The organism is Corynebacterium argentoratense DSM 44202 (genome assembly GCF_000590555.1).
GTDB lineage: Bacteria > Actinomycetota > Actinomycetes > Mycobacteriales > Mycobacteriaceae > Corynebacterium > Corynebacterium argentoratense.
The window spans coordinates 1,419,677-1,439,567 of record NC_022198.1; the positions used below are offsets into that span (position 1 = coordinate 1,419,677).

General features: G+C 59.5%; 17 protein-coding genes. 11 read left to right on the plus strand and 6 right to left on the minus strand.

Translation table 11 applies throughout. The features are described from left to right. The first annotated feature begins 1 nt into the window (after position 1). Positions 2-880 (plus strand): adenosylcobinamide-GDP ribazoletransferase, encoded by an 879-nt coding sequence (locus CARG_RS06680; RefSeq protein ID WP_020976653.1) that lies wholly within the window; start codon positions 2-4, stop codon positions 878-880. Here the strand turns inward: CARG_RS06680 and CARG_RS06685 are convergent. Then, the gene (locus CARG_RS06685) at positions 877-1,989 is read right to left on the minus strand and encodes a branched-chain amino acid aminotransferase (RefSeq protein ID WP_020976654.1); all 1,113 of its coding nucleotides are present in this window, start codon (positions 1,987-1,989) and stop codon (positions 877-879) included. The genes CARG_RS06680 and CARG_RS06685 overlap by 4 nt on opposite strands. A gap of 152 nt (positions 1,990-2,141) precedes the next feature. On the opposite strand from CARG_RS06685, the gene CARG_RS06690 reads away from it, so the two are divergent. Continuing rightward, positions 2,142-3,710, plus strand: a complete 1,569-nt coding sequence (locus CARG_RS06690) for a leucyl aminopeptidase (RefSeq protein ID WP_020976655.1) — start codon at positions 2,142-2,144, stop codon at positions 3,708-3,710. A gap of 7 nt (positions 3,711-3,717) precedes the next feature. On the opposite strand, the gene CARG_RS06695 is transcribed toward CARG_RS06690, so the two are convergent. Beyond that, positions 3,718-4,101, minus strand: a complete 384-nt coding sequence (locus CARG_RS06695; protein WP_041747072.1) for a hypothetical protein — start codon at positions 4,099-4,101, stop codon at positions 3,718-3,720. A 124-nt stretch (positions 4,102-4,225) separates the two neighbouring features. Between CARG_RS06695 and sucB the strand changes: the two genes are divergently transcribed. The 4 genes from sucB to CARG_RS06715 all read left to right on the plus strand — a co-directional run bounded on the left by sucB (position 4,226) and on the right by CARG_RS06715 (position 8,965). Then, positions 4,226-6,187, plus strand: coding sequence for a 2-oxoglutarate dehydrogenase, E2 component, dihydrolipoamide succinyltransferase (gene sucB / locus CARG_RS06700; RefSeq protein WP_020976657.1), 1,962 nt, complete (start codon positions 4,226-4,228; stop codon positions 6,185-6,187). A 103-nt stretch (positions 6,188-6,290) separates the two neighbouring features. Continuing rightward, entirely contained in the window at positions 6,291-7,025 is a 735-nt protein-coding gene (gene lipB, locus CARG_RS06705; protein WP_020976658.1) for a lipoyl(octanoyl) transferase LipB, read from the plus strand. 78 nt (positions 7,026-7,103) lie between these two features. Beyond that, positions 7,104-8,147, plus strand: coding sequence for a lipoyl synthase (lipA, locus tag CARG_RS06710; RefSeq protein WP_020976659.1), 1,044 nt, complete (start codon positions 7,104-7,106; stop codon positions 8,145-8,147). Positions 8,148-8,221: 74 nt separating this feature from the next. After that, a complete protein-coding gene (locus tag CARG_RS06715) occupies positions 8,222-8,965 on the plus strand; it encodes a DUF4191 domain-containing protein (protein WP_020976660.1) in 744 nt (247 codons plus the stop codon). A 34-nt stretch (positions 8,966-8,999) separates the two neighbouring features. On the opposite strand, the gene CARG_RS06720 is transcribed toward CARG_RS06715, so the two are convergent. Beyond that, entirely contained in the window at positions 9,000-9,470 is a 471-nt protein-coding gene (locus CARG_RS06720) for an RDD family protein (RefSeq protein WP_020976661.1), read from the minus strand. 125 nt (positions 9,471-9,595) lie between these two features. Here CARG_RS06720 and glnA point away from each other — a divergent pair, with 125 nt between their 5' ends. From glnA to CARG_RS06740, 4 genes are all read left to right on the plus strand, one after another. Further along, complete coding sequence (gene glnA / locus CARG_RS06725) at positions 9,596-11,032, plus strand: type I glutamate--ammonia ligase (RefSeq protein ID WP_020976662.1); 1,437 nt, start codon at positions 9,596-9,598, stop codon at positions 11,030-11,032. 3 nt (positions 11,033-11,035) lie between these two features. Further along, positions 11,036-11,362, plus strand: coding sequence for a hypothetical protein (locus tag CARG_RS06730; RefSeq protein ID WP_020976663.1), 327 nt, complete (start codon positions 11,036-11,038; stop codon positions 11,360-11,362). 246 nt (positions 11,363-11,608) lie between these two features. Beyond that, positions 11,609-12,397 carry a sortase family protein gene (locus CARG_RS06735; protein ID WP_201769254.1) on the plus strand — a complete coding sequence of 263 codons (789 nt, stop codon included), beginning with the start codon at positions 11,609-11,611 and terminating at the stop codon, positions 12,395-12,397. Positions 12,398-12,399: 2 nt separating this feature from the next. Continuing rightward, complete coding sequence (locus CARG_RS06740; RefSeq protein WP_020976665.1) at positions 12,400-13,635, plus strand: MFS transporter; 1,236 nt, start codon at positions 12,400-12,402, stop codon at positions 13,633-13,635. Here the strand turns inward: CARG_RS06740 and CARG_RS06745 are convergent. The 3 genes from CARG_RS06745 to CARG_RS06755 form a co-directional block, all read right to left on the minus strand. Then, positions 13,604-14,260, minus strand: a complete 657-nt coding sequence (locus CARG_RS06745) for a biliverdin-producing heme oxygenase (RefSeq protein WP_020976666.1) — start codon at positions 14,258-14,260, stop codon at positions 13,604-13,606. The two genes, CARG_RS06740 and CARG_RS06745, sit on opposite strands and share 32 nt — an antisense overlap. A 70-nt stretch (positions 14,261-14,330) precedes the next feature. Next, the gene (locus CARG_RS06750) at positions 14,331-17,369 is read right to left on the minus strand and encodes a bifunctional [glutamine synthetase] adenylyltransferase/[glutamine synthetase]-adenylyl-L-tyrosine phosphorylase (protein WP_020976667.1); all 3,039 of its coding nucleotides are present in this window, start codon (positions 17,367-17,369) and stop codon (positions 14,331-14,333) included. A 7-nt stretch (positions 17,370-17,376) separates the two neighbouring features. Then, positions 17,377-18,708: a glutamine synthetase family protein gene (locus CARG_RS06755; protein WP_020976668.1), complete on the minus strand. Its 1,332-nt coding sequence runs from the start codon at positions 18,706-18,708 to the stop codon at positions 17,377-17,379. Positions 18,709-18,771: 63 nt separating this feature from the next. Here CARG_RS06755 and CARG_RS06760 point away from each other — a divergent pair, with 63 nt between their 5' ends. Next, entirely contained in the window at positions 18,772-19,863 is a 1,092-nt protein-coding gene (locus CARG_RS06760) for a DUF2786 domain-containing protein (RefSeq protein ID WP_020976669.1), read from the plus strand. The last annotated feature ends 28 nt before the right edge of the window (positions 19,864-19,891 follow it).

Below are 19,891 nucleotides of genomic sequence, written 5' to 3' on the forward strand. Positions count from 1 at the left end.
AATGTCCGGCAAAGCAGGCCACGGCCACAATAGTGCCGCTCGTTGCGCGGCTACGCCCCGCTCCGATGAAGCCCCCTCCCGCGGACCTGCGCTTGTCGAGGGCGTGGGCACTGCAATCAGTTGGCTGAGCATCATCCCCTGCCGTGGGGCGCACTTTTTTGATCGCACCACTGGTGGGCGCGCCATGGCTACTATGCCCGTCGTCGGGTTGATTCTGGCCGCACCCACCGCTGCCCTGGTAGCGCTTGCTGCGGCTTATCCCGACTTGCGCTTGTTGGCCGCCGTCGCCGTTGTCAGCACATGGCAACTACTCACCCGAGGGATGCACGTCGACGGCCTCGCGGATGTTGGTGATGCTTTGGGTTCCTACGCCCCACCGCAACGCGCCCAGGAAATCCTCGCGGATCGTTACACCGGCGCACTGGGGGCTGCAACCATGGTCCTCACCCTTGCTGTGCAGACCGCGGCTGTGTATGTCCTCAGCGGCTGTGGCGCCGCGGGTGTTGCACTGATCTCCGCTCTGCCATTTGGGGCACGCATCGCTGCAACTTGGGGGGCAACCCATAGCCACCGCCCCCAGAAAACCACAGGCTTTGGGGGCTTAATTGTTGGCACTATTGCTCGTTGGATTCCGCTGCTGTGGGCTGCCGTAGCTACATGTGCACTGTGGGCCATCTTGTTCCCGATCGCGGGCAGCATGAGTCCGATCATTGCCGTGGCAACGCTAGTGGGGTTTGCCTTGCCAGCCGGGTTTTTGTGGCCAGTGTTTGATCGGCGCTTCGGTGGCCTCAATGGTGACTGCTTTGGGGCCGTAATAGAGCTGAGCACCGCTGCAGCTGCAACGGTGCTCAGTATTGTGTGCGTCGTGGCTGGGGTCTAGCCAACTAGAGTGGTCATCCACCCGTGGGTGTCTTCGACTGTGCCTCGCTGGATACCAGTGAGTTGCTCGCGAAGCTGCATGGTGATCGACCCGGTTGCCCTGCCGGCGATGTCAAAGTCACCGTGGGTGCTCTTGACCGTTCCGACTGGAGTAATCACAGCGGCGGTTCCGCATGCGAAGGCCTCTGTCATCTCACCGCTGGTCGCGGTGCGCTGCCATTCTTCGGTGCTGAACACGCGTTCTTCGGTGCTGTAGCCAAGGTCGCGAGCGACCTGCAACAGCGAGCGACGGGTAACGCCTGGAAGCAAAGAACCGGACAGTGCAGGGGTGACGATGGTCGCTCCACCGTCACCGGTTCCCTCGCCTAGGACGAAGAAGAGGTTCATGCCGCCCATTTCTTCCACGTTGCTGTGGGTGAGTGCATCGAGCCATACGACCTGGTCGCAGCCCTTTTCTGCGGCTTGCGCTTGAGCTAGCAGCGAGGCTGCGTAGTTGCCGGCAAACTTTGCGGCACCGGTTCCACCAGGGCATGCGCGCACGTAGTCCTCGCACAGCCACACGCTCACCGGGTTGATCCCGCCAGAGAAGTATGCGCCCGCGGGGGATGCGATGACCACAAACTTGTAGGCATTGGAGGGGTGGACGCCCAAGGAGGCCTCGGTGGAGATCATGAAGGGGCGCAGATAGAGCGATTCTTCGCCGCCTGCCGGCGGAACCCATGCTTGGTCGACGTCGACTAATACGCGCAGTGCTTCAACAAAGTCCTCAACCGGCAGCTCCGGCATGGCCAGGCGTCGGGCGGAACTGTTAAGGCGTTCGGCGTTAGCCTCGGGGCGGAAGGTCTTAATGCTTCCGTCCGCCTGACGATAAGCCTTCAGCCCCTCGAAGATGGCCTGGCCGTAGTGGAATACGCTGGTAGCGGGGTCGAGGCAGATGTTGTCGTAGCCGGTGACCTGGGCGTTGTGCCAGCCTTTGTCAGCGCTCCAGTCGATGGTGACCATGTGGTCGGTGAAGTATTTGCCAAAACCGGGGTTGTTGAGGATCTCCTCAAGTTGCTCGGCTGTGGTGGGGTTCGCGACGCGATTAATCTCAAAATTCAGTGGGGCCATGAGTACAAAAGTACACCTGTCTGCGCGTTTGTGGCGGCTGGGCTATGGTGGGGGCGTTGGCGGTGTGTCTGTGGCACCGAAGAGGTTGCGCTTTCACAGCCCGCACCGTTGCCGTACGTAGTCGAGCTCGATCCCCTGTGAAGGATAGTTGCATGTCTAGTTTTGTTGGTTCCTCCGCTGCCGATTCTTTAGAGGCAGTTCCCGTTCGTGGTCACCGCGCGGAGGTCAAGATCGTTGAGGCTTCTTCTGTCGCCCAACTTGGCGCGGATGCTGTTATGGTTCCGCTTTTTGCTCACAGTGAAGGCAGTGACTCTAACTATGCTAACGGTGCAGATTCCTTCAGCATCGGTGCACTCCCGTCCGAACTATCCATTGATGACGCCGCGTTGCTGCAGGCCTTGAATGCAGTCAATGCCAGCGGACGTCGCGGTAGCACCACTGTTGTCCCTGCTCCCCAGGGTGCAGCTGTTGCGCGCGTGGTCACCGTTGGCCTTGGTTCTGAAGATCTCAAACCCGCACAGGTTTCCGACGTTATCGCTGAAGCGGTCCGCAATCTGCGCGGCGTCAGCACCCTGGCTGTAGCAACGGGAGACCTTGATCTGGAGGCCGCCCTGTTGGGCGCCGGGTTGGGCAGCTACTTCTACGACGGCCTGAAAAATACTCCCTCAAATCCCTCGCCCGTCCAGCAGATTGCGGCCATTGTCGAGGTATCGGATGATTCCACTGACGCTGCCCTCAAGCGTGCGTCAATCCTGATTGATTCGATCTGCTTGGCTCGCGACTTGGTTAACTCCCCCTCCAACGCTCTCTACCCGGAAAAGTACGCCCTATTTGCCGCAGAGCAGGCACGCGAGGCTGGCTGCGAAGTCGAGGTTCTCGACTACGAGCAGCTCGTCGAACAAGGCTTCGGAGGCATCGTGGGCGTCGGTCGGGGTTCCGCTCGCAAGCCGCGTTTGGTCCGCATCAGCTGGAAGCCTGAAGCAGCTAAGAAGTATGTTGCGCTGGTCGGTAAGGGCATCACTTTCGACACGGGCGGAATTTCCATTAAGCCCAGCGCCAATATGCAAGCGATGATTTCTGACATGGGCGGCTCCGCTGCGATGATCGCCTCCGTGATCGCCGCAGCACGACTGGGCGTTCACACTCGAGTGACGGCCACCATCCCCATGGCTGAAAACATGCCCTCCGGCGATGCATACCGCCCCGGCGACACCCTCGTCCAATACGGCGGCAAGACCGTCGAGATCGTCAACACCGACGCCGAGGGCCGCCTGATCCTCGCCGATGCGATCGCACGCGCCTGCGAAGACAACCCCGACTACCTCATCGAAACCGCCACGCTTACTGGCGCTGCCCTAGTTGCCCTTGGCCGCCGAACCGGCGGCGTGATGGGTGAAGACTCCTTCCGCGACCGTATCGCTGAAATCGGACGCGAAGTGGGCGAGCCTGCTTGGGCGATGCCCATCCCGGACGAGGTCGCCGAAGGCATGAAGTCCAAGGTCGCCGACCTGGTGAACGCCGGCGCCCGCTGGGGCGGCATGCTGGCTGCAGGCTTCTTCCTCGGAGAATTCGTCTCTGAGGGAACCCCCTGGGCGCACATTGACGTTGCAGGTCCTGCATGGAACGAGGCTAGCCCCTACGGTGTTAACCCGGCCCGCGCGACCGGCGCTCCGGTGCGCACAGTCGTTGCCGCAATCGAGGAGCTTGGATCCGCTACTTAGTCCTGCTCTAGTCCTGTTGACGCTGAGCCCGCCGCTGCGCTTGCTCGGCCCGCTTGCGCAAGATGTGATCACGTTCGATTCGATCTCGCATACGTTGCGGGTATCCGGTCTCCTCTACGTCATACACGGGCACGCCCAATTGGTTGGCTATGACATCGATGCCCTTAGGGCCGCCAATCGGCCGACGAATGTGTTCCCCATCGGTGTCTACCAAAACAACCGACATTTCGTTGACGATGGTTTCTGGCTCGACAAAAGCCTCCACCAGAGGCCTTCCTGCGCACCAACGCATCAGCTCGTCTAAGTCGTGCTGGCGAATAGTTTCCCCCGGTGCGCGCGGTGGTTTCAGAGAGGACTTGGCTGCACGATTCCGACCAAAAATGTTGAACACAAGCCCCCATCATAGGGGGTTTTCCTGGGTTGTCGGGGGGACTTCAACATTACGGAGGCGGAAAAGGTAGTCTCTAAATGTTAAGACGTTAATCTCCAACACGACCTTCAAGGAGTCTGACACAATGGCGTTCTCTGTCGAGATGCCCGAGCTCGGTGAATCTGTCACCGAAGGCACCATCACCCGCTGGCTGAAAAAGGTTGGTGACACTGTCGCCGCCGATGAACCCTTGCTGGAGGTCTCCACCGACAAGGTCGATACCGAGATCCCCTCCCCTGCTGCTGGCGTTCTGCTTAAGATCCTCGCTAATGAGGACGAAACTGTTGATGTCGGCGCCGTCATCGCTGAACTTGGCGAAGAAGGCGAAGAGGCAGCAGCTGAAGAGCCCAAGGAAGAAAAAACCAAGGCCGAGGAGCCCAAGGCTGAGGCTAAGGAAGAGCCCAAGCAGGACGATGCTGCAAACGCATCGGGCGAGGCAACCGACGTTGAAATGCCCGAACTCGGTGAATCCGTCACCGAAGGCACCATCACCCGCTGGCTGAAGAAGGTCGGCGACACCGTCGCAGTCGACGAACCTCTCCTCGAAGTGTCCACCGACAAGGTCGACACCGAAGTTCCCTCCCCCGTGGCAGGCACCATCGTCGAAATCCTCGCTGAAGAAGACGACACCGTCGACGTCGGCGCCGTCATCGTCCGCATCGGCGACGGCAACGCCAAGCCCGCAGCCAAGGAAGAACCCAAGGCCGAAGAGCCCAAGGAAGAGCCCAAGGCCGAGGCTAAGGAAGAGCCCAAGCAAGACGATGCTGCGAACGCATCGGGCGACGCAACCGACGTTGAAATGCCCGAACTCGGTGAATCCGTCACCGAAGGCACCATCACCCGCTGGCTGAAGAAGGTCGGCGACACCGTCGCAGTCGACGAACCTCTCCTCGAAGTGTCCACCGACAAGGTCGACACCGAAGTTCCCTCCCCCGTGGCAGGCACCATCGTCGAAATCCTCGCTGAAGAAGACGACACCGTCGACGTCGGCGCCGTCATCGTCCGCATCGGCGACGGCAACGCCAAGCCCGCAGCCAAGGAAGAACCCAAGGCTGAGGCTGCTGAGGCTAAGGAAGAGCCCAAGGCTTCTTCCGAGTCCAAGGTCAATGACGGCGATGACGTTCCCTACGTCACTCCGCTTGTCCGCAAGCTTGCCGACAAGCACGGCGTAGATCTGCGCACTGTTAAGGGCACCGGAGTTGGTGGCCGCATCCGCAAGCAGGACGTCTTGGCAGCAGCCAAGGGCGAAGGAGAGTCCGCTACAGCCGAAGCCAAGAAGTCCGGTTCTGCGATCTCCACAAAGTCCGTTGACCCGGAGAAGGCAAAGCTGCGCGGCACCACTCAGCGCGTCAACCGCATCCGCGAGCTGACCGCAAAGAAGACCCTTGAGTCCCTCCATGGCGCTGCACAGCTCACCCAGCTGCACGAGGTCGACATGACCAAGGTTGCAGAGCTGCGCAAGGCTAACAAGCAGGCCTTCAAGGACAAGCACGGCGTCAACCTGACCTACCTGCCCTTCTTCGCGAAGGCTATGGTCGAGGCACTGGTCAGCCACCCGAACGTCAACGCTTCCTACAACGCTGAGACCAAGGAAATGACCTACCACGACCAGGTCAACCTCGGTATCGCGGTGGACACCCCTGCGGGTCTGCTATCCCCGGTTATCCACAATGCCCAGGACATGACGCTTGTTGAGCTAGCTAAGGCCATCGTCGACATCGCCGACCGTGCCCGCAACAACAAGCTCAAGCCCTCTGACCTGTCCGACGGCACCTTCACCATCACCAACATCGGATCCGAAGGCGCACTGTCCGACACCCCCATCCTGGTGCCCCCGCAGGCCGCCATGGTTGGCACCGGCGCAATCACCAAGCGCCCCGTCGTTGTGACTGAAGAAGGCACCGACGCTATCGGCATCCGCCAGATGGTCTTCTTGCCGATGACCTACGATCACCAGATCGTCGACGGCGCCGACGCCGGACGCTTCATGACCACCGTCCGCGACCGCCTGGAGACCGCAGACTTCGAGTACGATCTCGACCTCTAAACACCTCTCCTACGCACCAGCCCCGTCGTCTCTTAGGCCTTTCATGGCCGGAGGCGGTGGGGCTGTTGTCTGTTCATCCCCGGGCACTACACTGGATCACATTATGATCCGCGCACCATTTATGGCCCCCAACCAACCCATCCGCGATCTCACACACAAACTAGAGTTTCGCCACCTAGGCGAAGTTGACTACATGGAGGCATGGGACCTTCAGGCCGAATTAGCGGCACAGAGGGCCGCAGGCGACATTAACGACACCGTCCTGCTGCTCACCCACCCCAGCACCTTCACCGCCGGCAAACGTACACAACCAGAAGACCGCCCCACTACCAACACAATCCCCTGCATTGACGTCGACCGCGGCGGCCGCATCACCTGGCATGGCCCAGGGCAACTAGTGGCCTACCCCATCATCAAACTGGTCACCCCGATCGACGTTGTCGACTACGTCCGTCGCATCGAAGAAGCCCTCATCCACACCATCCGCCAACTAGGCCTGCCAAACGCTGGTCGTATCGATGGCCGCTCCGGCGTTTGGATCCCCACCGATGACCACCGCCCCGACCGCAAAGTAGCAGCCCTAGGCATACGGGTCACCCAAGGTGTCACCATGCATGGGCTTTCGCTCAATTGCAACAACAGCCTCGATCCCTACAACCTGGTTGTTCCTTGCGGAATCAGCGATGCGGGCGTAACCACCCTGTCCGAGGAACTAGGACGCGACGTCACTACCGAAGAACCCATCGACGTGCTGAGCGATAGTCTTGAAAAAGCGCTCTCAGGTGAAATGACGGTGGCCGACCACACCTTCGCCACCGCAGAAAACCCAACGAAATAAGAAACAATAGAAACACGCATCACCGCAGGTTAAAACCACCTGTGGCCCTGTTTTAACAACACATGTAGGGTAGACACCGTGACTGTAGCACCCAACGGACGCAAAATGCTTCGCATCGAAGCTCGCAACTCCCAGACCCCCATCGAAAGCAAACCTCGATGGATCCGGACCACGGCAAAAACCGGCCCGGAATTTAAAGACATGAAGAAGCGAGTCGCGGGTGCATCCCTCCACACCGTCTGCCAAGAAGCAGGCTGCCCCAACGTGCACGAATGCTGGGAATCCCGCGAAGCAACCTTCCTCATCGGCGGCTCCCAATGCTCCCGCCGCTGCGACTTCTGCCAGATCGACTCCGGCAAACCCGAACCCCTCGACCGCGATGAGCCCCGCCGCGTCGCCGAATCCGTGCGTGAAATGGGACTCAACTATGCCACCATCACTGGCGTCACGCGCGATGATCTCGACGACGAAGGCGCCTGGCTGTACGCAGAAGTAGTGCGCCAAATCCACGAGCTCAACCCCAACACCGGGGTGGAAAACCTCGTGCCCGATTTCTCCGGCAAACCAGACCTCTTGCAGGAAGTCTTCGAAGCACGCCCCGAGGTCTTCGCTCACAACATTGAAACTGTGCCCCGCATCTTTAAACGGATCCGTCCGGCATTCCGCTATGATCGCTCCCTCGACGTCATCCGACAGGCACGCGACTTCGGTCTAGTCACCAAGTCCAACCTGATCCTTGGCATGGGCGAAACCCCCGAAGAGGTCCACGATGCAATGCAGGACCTCGCTGACGCAGGCTGCGACATCCTCACCATCACCCAGTACCTGCGGCCCGGCCCCATGTACCACCCCATCGAACGCTGGGTGAAGCCCGAAGAGTTCGTCGAGCACTCCGAGGCCGCTAAGGAGATGGGATTCTCCGGTGTAATGAGTGGCCCCCTCGTGCGGTCCTCCTACCGCGCCGGACGCCTGTACGCCCAAACCATTGCGGCTCGCGGTCAACAGTTGCCGGAAAACCTAGCCCACTTGGCGGAAACCACCGAAGGCTCCACTGCCCAAGAGGCATCGTCCTTACTCGAGCGTTACGGCGCATCCGAGGACACCCCCGTGGCTGCCCGCTAAACGTCGACCGCTCGTGGAACAAGCTACAGCACCCTAAGGGGCACCGTTGGGCCGCGTGCCCTATTGTTGTAGTCATGTCTGACGCGAAAAAGGAAGCACGGGCCGCGAAACGCGCCCAGAGGAAACAGCAGTACCGCCAGTTCTGGCAAGCGTTCAACATGCAACGCAAACAAGACAAGGCGCTGCTTCCCATCATGCTCGCAACGGTCGTTGGAGTTGCCCTGGCGTTCTTCCTTATTGGACTGTTGTGGGGCGGCGAATGGTTCATGCTGATCATCGGCATCATGTTCGGCATCCTCGCAGCATTGTGGGTATTTACACGCCGCATGGAACGCAATGTCTACGCACAAGCGGAAGGACAGCCTGGCGCTGCTGCGTGGGCGGTAGAAAACCTGCGCTCCGGCCCAGGTATGGTCTGGCGCTCCACCCCCAACGTGGAAGTAACCCACCAGCTTGACGCCGTTCACCGTGTCGTTGGACTGTGCGGTGTCGTCCTGATCTCCGAGGGTGATCCCCACCGCGTCAAGTCCTTGCTGGCTAAGCAGCGCAAGCGCATCTCCAAGATCGTCGGCAACACCCCGGTCTACGAAATCCATACTGGTACCGGCGAAGGCGAAGTGCCACTCGCTAAGCTCCAGCGCCAGTTGGTGAAGCTCCCCCGCAACATCAAGAAGAACGAAGTGCACTCCCTGTCCACTCGCCTTGAATCCATCGACAGGACCATGGGCGCTGGTGCGGCTCTTCCGAAGGGCCCCATCCCCAAGGGCGCTCGTGTGTCGGGGATGAACCGCAGGATGAAGCGCGCCCAAAAGCACTAAACTTAGTGCATTGTTGATAGGCAGTCGCCGGTGACTAACCGAGGATGACTGCAGTGCCGGTGGCCCGGTCGTGAAGACCTCGGCCATCGGCATCAACGATAATTGGGGGGAAAATAAACACGGTCAGCGCAGCACGGACAACCGAACGCCACAGCCCTACTCGCTCTTGGGCGTCAATCCTGGCAACACCCATGCGCAGCATCATGTGCCCGGGCGTACGAGCGAACAGAGCCACGCTAACGATGCTGATAATCACAAAGATCCCCAGCGTGAGGCTCGGTGCGTAGAACTGCCCATTGCCACTGAGCTGTCCGATGATGATCGCGATGAACATCGCAAAAAACCAGTCGATGGTGATGCCACCGACCCGTCGCATCACGGACGCCAAAGAGCCTTCACCGTGTTCCGGCAGGCCCAGTTTTTCGCCCGGCCACCTTGAGGGCGCGCCGTCATCATCGAATTGGGATGGGATTTCTGGGCCGCTAAGCCAGCTGCGTTTCTCCATGTTTACTGAGGATAGGGCCTTGCACCTTAACGGGGCTACTTCCACACCGGTGGGGTATATGGTCGATCGACAGATATTCGCTAAGCTTAAGCCAGCACTAGCATCGATCCCCGCGAGGAGAAACCATGGCCTTCGAGACAACCGAAGATGTCGTCAAGTACATCAAGGACAACGACGTCGAGTATGTCGACATGCGATTTACCGACGTTCCCGGCACCGAGCAGCGCATGACCATCCCTGCTCATACCTTCACTGAGGAGGCAGCCGAGGAAGGCTTCGCCTTCGACGGTTCTTCGGTCATCGGATTCACATCCATTGACGAATCCGACATGAATCTTCACCCTGACGTCGCGACGGCTTATGTTGATCCCTTCCGTCGCGCCAAGACGTTGAACATGAAGTTCTTCGTCCACGATCCTTTCACCCGCGAGCCCTTCAGCCGTGACCCCCGCAACGTTGCCCGCAAGGCGGAGGAGTACCTGGCATCCACCGGCATCGCTGACACCTGCTTCTTCGGCGCCGAGGCCGAGTTCTACCTCTTCGACAAGGTCAGCTTCACCGCTGATGCGCACACCGCGCACTACGACATTGACTCCGACACCGGGTGGTGGAACCGCGGCGAGGATGTCAACCTCGACGGCAGCCTCAACAAGGCCTACAAGACCCGTTTCAAGGGCGGCTACGGCCAGGCCTCCCCCATGGACCAGTACCAGGACTTGCGCGACGAGATGTGCTCATTGCTGCGTGGTGTCGGCTTCGATATCGAACGCCAGCACCCCGAGGTCGGCACCGGCACGCAACAGGAAATCAACTACAAGTTCAACACCCTGTTGGCCGCAGCTGATGACTTGCAGACCTTCAAGTACTTCGTGAAGAACGCCGCTTTCCGCGCGGGCAAGACTGCCACCTTCATGCCGAAGCCCCTAGCCGGAGACAATGGCTCTGGTATGCACGCCCACCAGTCGCTGTGGATGGACGGCACCCCCTTGTTCCACGACGAGGCTGGCTACGCTGGCTTGTCTGACATGGCCCGCTACTACATTGGCGGAATCCTGCACCACGCGGGCGCTGTGTTGGCGTTCACCAACCCCACGTTGAACTCCTACCACCGCCTAGTTCCGGGCTACGAGGCACCGATCAACTTGGTGTACTCGCAGCGTAACCGTTCTGCGGCTGTGCGTATCCCGATCACCGGTTCCAACCCGAAGGCTAAGCGCATTGAGTTCCGTGCTCCGGACCCGTCGGGCAACCCCTACTTCGGTTTTGCTGCGATGATGCTCGCTGGCTTGGATGGCATCAAGAACCGCATCGAGCCCCATGCACCGGTGGATAAGGATCTCTACGAGTTGCCCCCGGAGGAGGCCGCGTCGATTCCTCAGGCTCCGACTTCTTTGGAGGCTTCCCTGGCCGCGTTGGCTGAAGACCATGACTTCCTCACCGAAGGCGATGTGTTCAGCGAGGACTTGATCGATACCTACATCAAGCTCAAGTACGACAATGAGATCACCCCGTCGCGCATGCGCCCGACTCCGCTGGAGTTCGAGCTGTACTACGACTGCTAGGCAGTGGGCCACGAGCACGAACTTCTCCAGTACTACAGCGGCTACTACCGTGATGCGTGGAACAAATATTCCAAGAACGTTAACCGCTTTGATCTGCGCTTCCTAGAGGATCCGACCACCGGCATTTTGTCCTTCGTCGACGCTTCTAGTTACTGCTTCCAGCCCGGCGATATCGTTCACACTCTTCAGCGATACGACTTCCGTGGTGCTGTGGAGGCAAACTACGCCAAGACGGCCTACGGCCAGAACGGCACCTGTGCCGCACCTAGGACGTCGAAGGTAGCTGGGGTGACTGTAAAAACACCTACTACCTGCCGTTGGATTGGATGAAGCACAACGGCGAACTGGTGCCGGAGTACAACAGCCCCGAACCCCACCCCGGAAGTACCGGTCAAGGGCGTACCGAAGACCGAGCCCCCCACCAAGGGTCTGCCTAAGGATCCGGCGCCCCAACCGGCCGAGCACCCTGCAGCACATCACGCAACGCTTCCCGAGTCTCGGTCGGAGTCAGATCAACATCAATGAAGGGAACCATAAGGCCCTAGTGTATTGGCCACTATTGATACCCTTAAGCCCATGAAGTTTCCTCCCACGCCCGCAGTACCCACGATCGTCGCAGCGACAGCCCTGTGCTTCATCGGACTCACCGCGTGCTCGATCCACCGGGAGGAAACACCACCCCCTGCCAGCACCACCACATCGACACCATCGTCTACAGCAGCGCCGGCGACTCCCAGCACCAAAGAGCTTCCGCCTCTAGCGGACAAGCCCGTACCGGTTGATTTTGGGCGCTTCGAAATGGACGGGCCTGCCGCTATCCACGACGCCCAATATGCGTCGATGCCCTATGTCATCCCCCTCAACCCTGCCGGGCCTCAAGCCACAATGGTGCGATGGGTCGACGGCTGGGGTGTCAACCCCGATCACGCCGCCGACGGCACGATGTACGTCCTGGGCCACGCATGGGGCCAACAGCGCCTAGTATTCAATCCCTTCTCCGAAGTCGTCACCGCAGCAGTGGATCTGTCTGCACCTGCACAGCGCGTGCCCGCCGTCGGTGGGGGAACTGTGGGCCGATACGCAAGCGACATCCTCAATGGATCATTGATCACCATGACCGGTACCGATGGCGCGATACGGCGCTGGGAAGTCGACAACTCCTGGTTGGTGGACAAATACGAAGCCATTGACGATTCCGAACTTGTGGACGAGCACGCCCCTGGGCGCATCGTATTGATTGCATGCAGCGTCGATGGCAGCGACGACCTAGGCTTCAACGTCATCGTCTCTGGCCACTTGGTCGATGAACAGCTGCCTAAGGCTAAGACCGAAGCACAGCCCCAGCCGGGCGGGGAGAACGCCTAAACGTGAGTACCCCAGAGAAGGTCACCACCCGTGCGCTGGTGGTGTGGGCCGCGGCCGTCGCTGTCTACATCGCTGCGGTCACCGGGCGCACCTCCATGGGTGTGGCCGGCACTGCGGCAATTGATCATTTTGGTATTGACGCCTCCCGGCTGGCTGTGTTCACGTCAGTCCAGGTGGGCGTGTACGCTCTTGCGCAGATTCCCACAGGCGTGGCGATTGACCGCTTCGGCCCCAGGAAGCTTCTGTTTGTTGGTTCAGTCATTATGGCTACCGGCCAGATCATTTTGGGACTAAAAAGTAGCTATGGGGTTGCTATCGCCGCCCGCGTACTCATTGGTGCTGGAGATGCCACCGCATTTTTATCCGTGATGCGCATCCTGCCCGCCTGGTTTCCTTTACGTAAGACCCCCGTTTTTACACAGCTGACGGCTGCGTTGGGTCAGCTAGGCCAATTCTTGTCTGCGGTTCCTTTCATGGCCGTATTGCATGCCCAAGGATGGATGCCAGCTTTCGTCAGCCTGGGCACGTCAATCGCTGTGTTGGCAGTGGTCACGGGCCTACTTATTGCAAATGCTCCCCATGCACCCCTGCATACCCCCGGCGCAGATTTGCCGTTGCGCAGCAAACTCGGCTTGGTTGTCCGCAGCCCCGTGTGCTGGGAGGGATTTTTCAGCCACTGGATCGGACTCATGCCGAACCTGATGTTTCTTTTGCTCTGGGGCGTTCCATTGATCACTCTTGGGTTGGGTTTGTCCCCCGCTTATGCTGGCGCGGCGCTCGTTGCGAATAGCGTGGTGCAGGTGTTTGTCTCCCCCATCCACGGGTTTATTAGTTCACGGCTTGGCCCCCAGCGCGTATGGGCGGTGGTTACTGGAGCGTTCATCGTGGCGGGTACCGCTGGATGGTTTTTCACCCACAAGTCCTCGGTGATGGTGTTGAGCCTCGTATTGGGTGTGATGTCCCTTCTGTCCAACTATGGCTTCGACATGGTGCGGGAAAACATTGATCGCCGTGTGCTTGCCACGGGCACAGGGTTAGCGAATATGGGCGGCTTCGTTTCCGGCATGATCACGGCGCAGGCGTTCGGCGTTCTTCTAGACGTGTCCGCACGCAAAGCAAGCCACCCAGGAATCTACCGGTGGGAAGATTTCCAGGTGGCCTCATGGTCAATAGCCGTGATGCTGGGGCTCGGCCTAGTGGGTCTTGTTACTTCGCGAGTGCTTTCTCGATACCGTTAAAGAGGTTGAGGTTGAACAGGAACGCTTCGGCAGCCTCATTGAGCAGACGCTCGCGGTCTTCTTCAGACAGCGGCAGTGCATCGAGCGCTGCGCGGTAGTTGTCCTTGTAGGGCTTGACCTTCGGGATGTCGGTGAAGTGGTAAAAGGTCACGGCGTCTTCGCTTACCCCATAGTGGCGTTGCATCATGCGGCCAATAACCTGGCCACCCGAAAGGTCACCGAGGTAACGCACGTAGTGGTGGGCGATCAGACGAGCGGCGTCTTTGCTTTCGCCGATTTCTTGGAGGCGTCGTACGTAGGCCTCGGTAGCGGGCAGCATGGTGACGTTGTCGCGCCAGTCGGTCGATCCGTGAAGTGCATCGAGGTCGGATTCCAAGGAAGGAACGCGTTCGAGGGCGGGGTCAACAATGTCGGCGGCGATGGGGTCTTGTGCAACGGCGCGGGCAGCTTCTTCAAGCGCACTGTAGAACAACCAGCTCTGCTCCTGGAGGACAATGAATTCTTCTACCCCAAGGTTGCCCTTGAGGAGCTCGTCCATGAAAGTGGAGTGCTCAGCTTGTTCGTGGGCGGCTGCAGTTGAGGTTCGCAAAGCCTGGGACAGGGGTGCAGTCAGGGTGGCAGTCATGAGTAAATCATAACTTAGGCAAGGCTCGCAGCATATCAACCTTTTGGTGGATTTTAGGCCTCCACCAATGTCAACCCATCGGCCCCAATTCGAAGCCGGAAGAGCCCCAAAATACCTCATCAACCACCGCTCGAGCCTTACGCGTAAGCTTCAGATAATTCTCTAAAAACTCCTGGTAGTTGGCATGATCCCAGCCAGCTGCGGCAGCCACCGTAGCTAACTGTGACCCTGGGGAAGGCAATTGGTCAGTGCGCTTGCCCTTGACCAATACGAGTGCATTGCGTGCACGCGTCGCAGCCAACCAGGCAACCTTTAATGTTTCGGCTTGCTGCGGCCGGATAATTGCTTGATCACGAATGACGTCGAGGGCCTCAAGGGTGGAGGGTGTGTGCAGCTGTTCAACATCACTGTGCATCAAGGTGAGTAGTTGAACGGTCCATTCAATGTCGGTCAACGCACCGCGTCCGAGCTTGGTGTGAGTGTTCCTGTCAGCACCCCGCGGCAGCCGCTCATTATCCACCCGGGCTTTCATGCGGCGAACTTCGCGCACCACGTCCTCCCCTACTCCTTCTTCGGGATAGCGCAGGGGGTTGATCATGTCGATGAAGCGCTGCCCAAGCTCCGGGCTGCCTGCGACAACAGCTGCGCGCAGCAGGGCCTGAATCTCCCAGGTCTCACCCCACCGCTCGTAGTAAGCACGATAGGACTCTAAGGTGCGAACAACCGGTCCCGAACGCCCCTCCGGTCTGAGACCCAGGTCGACCTCAAGCGAGGGATCTTTGCTGGGTTTGCTCAACCTGCGGCGCATACGATCACACACGCCAATCGACCACTTCACAGCGTCGGTCTCATCGACACCAGGCAAGGGATCACATACGAACATCACGTCCGCGTCAGATCCGTAACCCAGCTCCGCACCACCCAAACGGCCCATGCCGATCACCGTGATGGTTGCTAGTGGCTCGTCGGATGCTGCAATTTCCGCCCGCAGTGCAGCCTCCAGAACCGCGTCCCACACCAGTGACAGGCTGCGACAAACCTCTTTGACATCCATCATTCCGAGCAGGTCTGCAGCGGCGATGCGGGCTAGTTCTGCACGACGCAAACCACGCGCCACCGCAATAGCCGCATCCGGGTTGGTCTTGCGGCACGCCGCCGCCACCAAGGACTTCGACACAGTTTCCGGATGCGGGTTGACCAGCTTCGGACCAGAAGCACCGTCCCCTAGCAGCTTGAGTGTTTCCGGAGTATCGATGATCAACTGGGATACGTAAGGGGAATTACCCAGGATCTTCATCAGGCGTTGCCCGACGATGCCCTCGTCACGCAACAGCCGCAGGAACCACTGTCGCTCCTCGCACTCCTCAGACAATTTACGGTAATTCAACAACCCAGCATCCGGGTCGGAAGTTCGGCTGAGCCACTCCATCAACGTCGGCAACAACATGGCTTGGATCTTGGCTTTTCGGGAGCCACCGGAAGCCAAGGCACTCAAGTGCTCATAGGCACGACCCGGGAACACGTAGCCAAGTGCGGCAAGCTGCCGCTGGGCGGCATCCGGGGACAACCGCAGCGTGCCCACATCCAGGTTGACCACAGAGTTGAGCAAAGGGCGGAAGAACAGCTTGGCGTGGAGCTGACTAATTTGCCTAAGCACCGCTCGATATTCAGCGCCTAGCTCCCCCTCGCGGACCCCGGAGGTGCGTGCCAACCAGCGCAACGCGACGTCATCAGCCAAATCGGGCATCATGTGGGTGCGCTTAACCCTCTGCAACTGCAAACGATGCTCCAGCAACCGCAAAAACTCATAGGCCTCGATGAAATGGTAGCCGTCCTCGCGACCGACATAACCACCCTCGATCAAAGCCTCGAGCGCATCGATAGTGTTGGTGACGCGCAAAGCATCATCGCTGCGACCATGCACCAACTGCAGCAATTGGACAGCAAATTCGACGTCGCGTAGGCCCCCGCGCCCAAGTTTCAACTCGCGTTCACGCAACTCTGCGGGCACATTGTCCAATACCCTGCTGCGCATCGCCTGCACGTCTTCGACGAAGCTTTCGCGCTCGCTGGCGGTCCACACCATGGGGCTCAAACTCTCGATGTAGGCATCCCCCAGGGCCCTATCACCGGTCATGGGTCGGGCTTTAAGCAAAGCTTGGAACTCCCAGGTATGCGCCCACCGAGTGTAATAAGCGACATGGGATTCCAAGGTGCGCACCAACACGCCACGTTTTCCTTCAGGGCGCAACGCCGCATCTACTTCAAAGAAGCACTGGGAACCGATGCGGATAAACTCGCCCGCCAGGCGCGTGATCTTCGTGTCCGCCGGCTCGCTCACAAAGATGACGTCGACGTCAGAAATGTAGTTAAGCTCGCGTGCACCACACTTGCCCATGGCGATGACCGCTAGCCGTCCCTCCATGGGTTTGTCTTTGAACACTTGGGCGACGGCTACCGACAATGCTGCGGTGAGTGCGGCATCAGCTAGGTCGCTGAGCTCTCCCACCACTTTGCGAAACGGTACCGTGGGCTGCCCGGCGCGCCGCGGGGATTCGGGGTAGGTGCCGGCCAGGTCGTGCGCGGCAATGCGCATTAGGAGCGTTCGGTAGGTGTTTTTGAGTGCGGTCTGCGCCTCTGGGCCGGTGATGGCGGCGCGATACGTGCCTGCGGTGGACAGGTAGGGGTTGGCGGGGTCGCCTTCGATTCCTTCGGGTGTTGCCTCGACGCTGCCGAGCATGGCCTGCATCATTTCGGAGAATGTGGGGGCCTCGTCGGCCAGTTCGGACCATAGTTCTGGGTGTGCGACGAGGTGGTCGCCCAGGGCTGTGGAGCCGCCGATGAGTGACAGTAGTCGGACGCGGATGGCTGGGTCCTTGCGGATGGCGCGATCAAGGGCGTCGTAGTCCTCACCGAGGGCTGATTTGAGCCGGACTGCGGTGTTGAGGGCGAGGTCTACGTCGCCAGCCCCCGATAGTGCCCAGAGTATGTCGAGGGAGTGTTCGTTGAGCCAGCCGAGGGATTCGAGGTCTGCGGTGGCTGTGGGGCTGGTCAGTCCGAGGGCCGCGTTGGTGGGCAGTGTTCGGCGGGTGGTGCGTGAAGAGTACATGCGGTGCCTAGTAATGCAGGTTGGTTTTCAGTTCCCATTGGGTGATTTGCGACTGGTAGTCGTTGATTTCACGCCATTTGTTACGCAGGAAGTATTCGAAGACGTGCTCCCCTAGGGTGTCGGCGACCAATTCGGATTGTTCCATGAGTCGGAGGGCTTGGTCGAGGGAGGTTGGTAGTTCGGTGTATCCCAGTGCGAAGCGTTCACGGCGGCTCAGCGCTGATACGTCACCTTCCGCGGGTTCGGGCAGGGTGTAACCCTCGGTGATTCCTTTAAGGCCTGCGGCGAGCAGGACGGAGAACGCGAGATAGGGGTTGCAGCCACTGTCGGGGCTTCGGACTTCAACGCGTCGGGATTCGACCTTGCCGGGGCGGTAGGTCGGCACACGCACCATGGCAGATCGGTTGGACACACCCCATGTTGCTGCTGGGGGTGCTTCGTTACCGAACATCAGGCGCTTGTAGGAGTTGACCCATTGGTTGGTGATGGCCGAGATTTCTGGGGCGTGGTGGAGGATGCCTGCGATGAAGTGTCGTGCGGTCGAAGAGATGTTGTATTCGTCGTCAGGGTCGTGGAAGGCGTTGATGTCGCCTTCGAACAGCGATATGTGGGTGTGGATGCCGGAGCCTGCGTATTCGGCGAAGGGTTTGGGCATGAAGGTGGCGGCTACCCCGTTGGCGATGGCGACCTGTTTGATCAGGAATCGGAAGGTCATGATGTGGTCGGCCATGGTCAGCACGTCGGCGTGGCGCAGGTCGATTTCTTGTTGGCCGGGGGCTGTTTCGTGGTGGGAGAATTCGACGCTGATGCCCATCGATTCGAGGGCTTGGATAGCTTGCCTGCGGAACTGTGGGGCCAGGTCGTTGACGGATTGGTCGAAGTATCCGCCGTTGTCGGTGGGTTCTGGGCGTAGGCCACCAGTGTTGAGTGTTTTGAGTAGGTAGAACTCGATTTCGGGGTGGACATAGCAGGTGAAGCCTTCGTTGGCGGCTGCGCGTACTTGGCGGCGCAACACTTGCCGGGGGTCGGCCCAGGATGGTTGCCCGTCGGGCATAGCGATGTCGCAGAACATGCGGGCGGTGTGTGGCTCGGTGCTGCTGGGCATCAGTTGGAAGGTAGAGGGGTCGGGCAGCGCGATGGTGTCCGCTTCGCTGATACGCGAGTAGCCTTCGATTGCTGAGCCGTCGAAACCGATGCCTTCCCCGAAGGCGCTTTCTAGCTCTGCCGGGGCGACGGCCACGGATTTGAGTGTGCCGAGAATGTCTGTGAACCACAGTCGGACGAAGCTGATGTCTTGTTCTTCAACGGTGCGGAGCACGTATTCCTGTTGGCTATCCATGGGTACTAATCTATCTCTATACTGGCTGCTGTGGGGGTCGGCCTGATCTTTTGGGGTTTTTTAATGTCTGTTGATTTTTATCGTTCTGGTCGTTTGTTTTTGCCTGATGGCTCGTGTTTGTCGGAGTTTTTATCCTCCGAGCTTTGGAGTTGTTTGGTGACTTTTGTGCGCCGGGGCGGGTGGACTGCTGGGGATTTCTCTCATGTTTTTGGCGCGAAGGGCCAGTTCATTGCTTTGGTGTGGTTTGATGACGTCGCGTCGGCGTGCGGTAGCGCTGCTGTGGTTGCCGACTGGCGTCGGGGCTTGCAGTGGTCGCGGGTGCTTGATAAGTCGGGGCAGCGGGCTGTGCTGAAGGGTGGGGAGAAAGCGTGGTGGGCGTTGGCTGATCGTCTGCGTCGTACGTGGCCTCTTCACGAGTGGGAGGTGCAGGATCAGTTGGCTGCGGATCCTAGTGTGTCGAAGGTTCGCGATCGGGTGTTGAGTTTGTTGCGTAAGGCGGAGTCGACGACGTTTGCGGCGGAGGCTGAGGCTTTGGTGGCGAAGGCTCAGCAGTTACAGCAGCAGTATGTTTTGGATGGGCTGGTTGCTGAGGGTTCGTCTGCGGAAACGATTCGCACACATCGGGTGTGTATTAGTGGGCCGTATATTAAGCATCGTTTCCGCTTGTTGGGGGGTGTGGCTCGGGCGAATGGGTGTCGGGCGATTTTGGTGCACCCGTTGGGTTTAGTGTCGGTTGTTGGTGAGCCAGAGTCGTGCGCTCATACGGCGCAGATGTATGAGTCTTTGCAGGTGCAGTGCGATTACTACATGTCAAAGGATCCTCGGGCGGAGCAGGCGCGTATGGATAAGCAGCTTGCGCCGTTCAAGCGTAGTTTTTTGTTGGCTTATGCTGCTCGGATTTCTACCTTATTGTCTGAGGTCAATGAGCATGCGTTACCTGAGGATGAGGTTGCGCGTGCGTCAGCGGAGAAGGCGTTGGCGTTGCGTGGCACGGCGGTGGATCAGAAAGTGGAGGACTTGTATAGCAATCTTCGTTCCTCAAGCTTGGCGGTCAACAATTGGTCTGGTTATTCGGCGGGTGTTGACGCCGCGGAGCGTTCCCGGTTGGGCGGGGCTGAGATTGATGTCCAGAAATCTCTAGAGTCGAGCACCTAGCTGCCCGGTGTTGCGCCAGTGCCTGGTA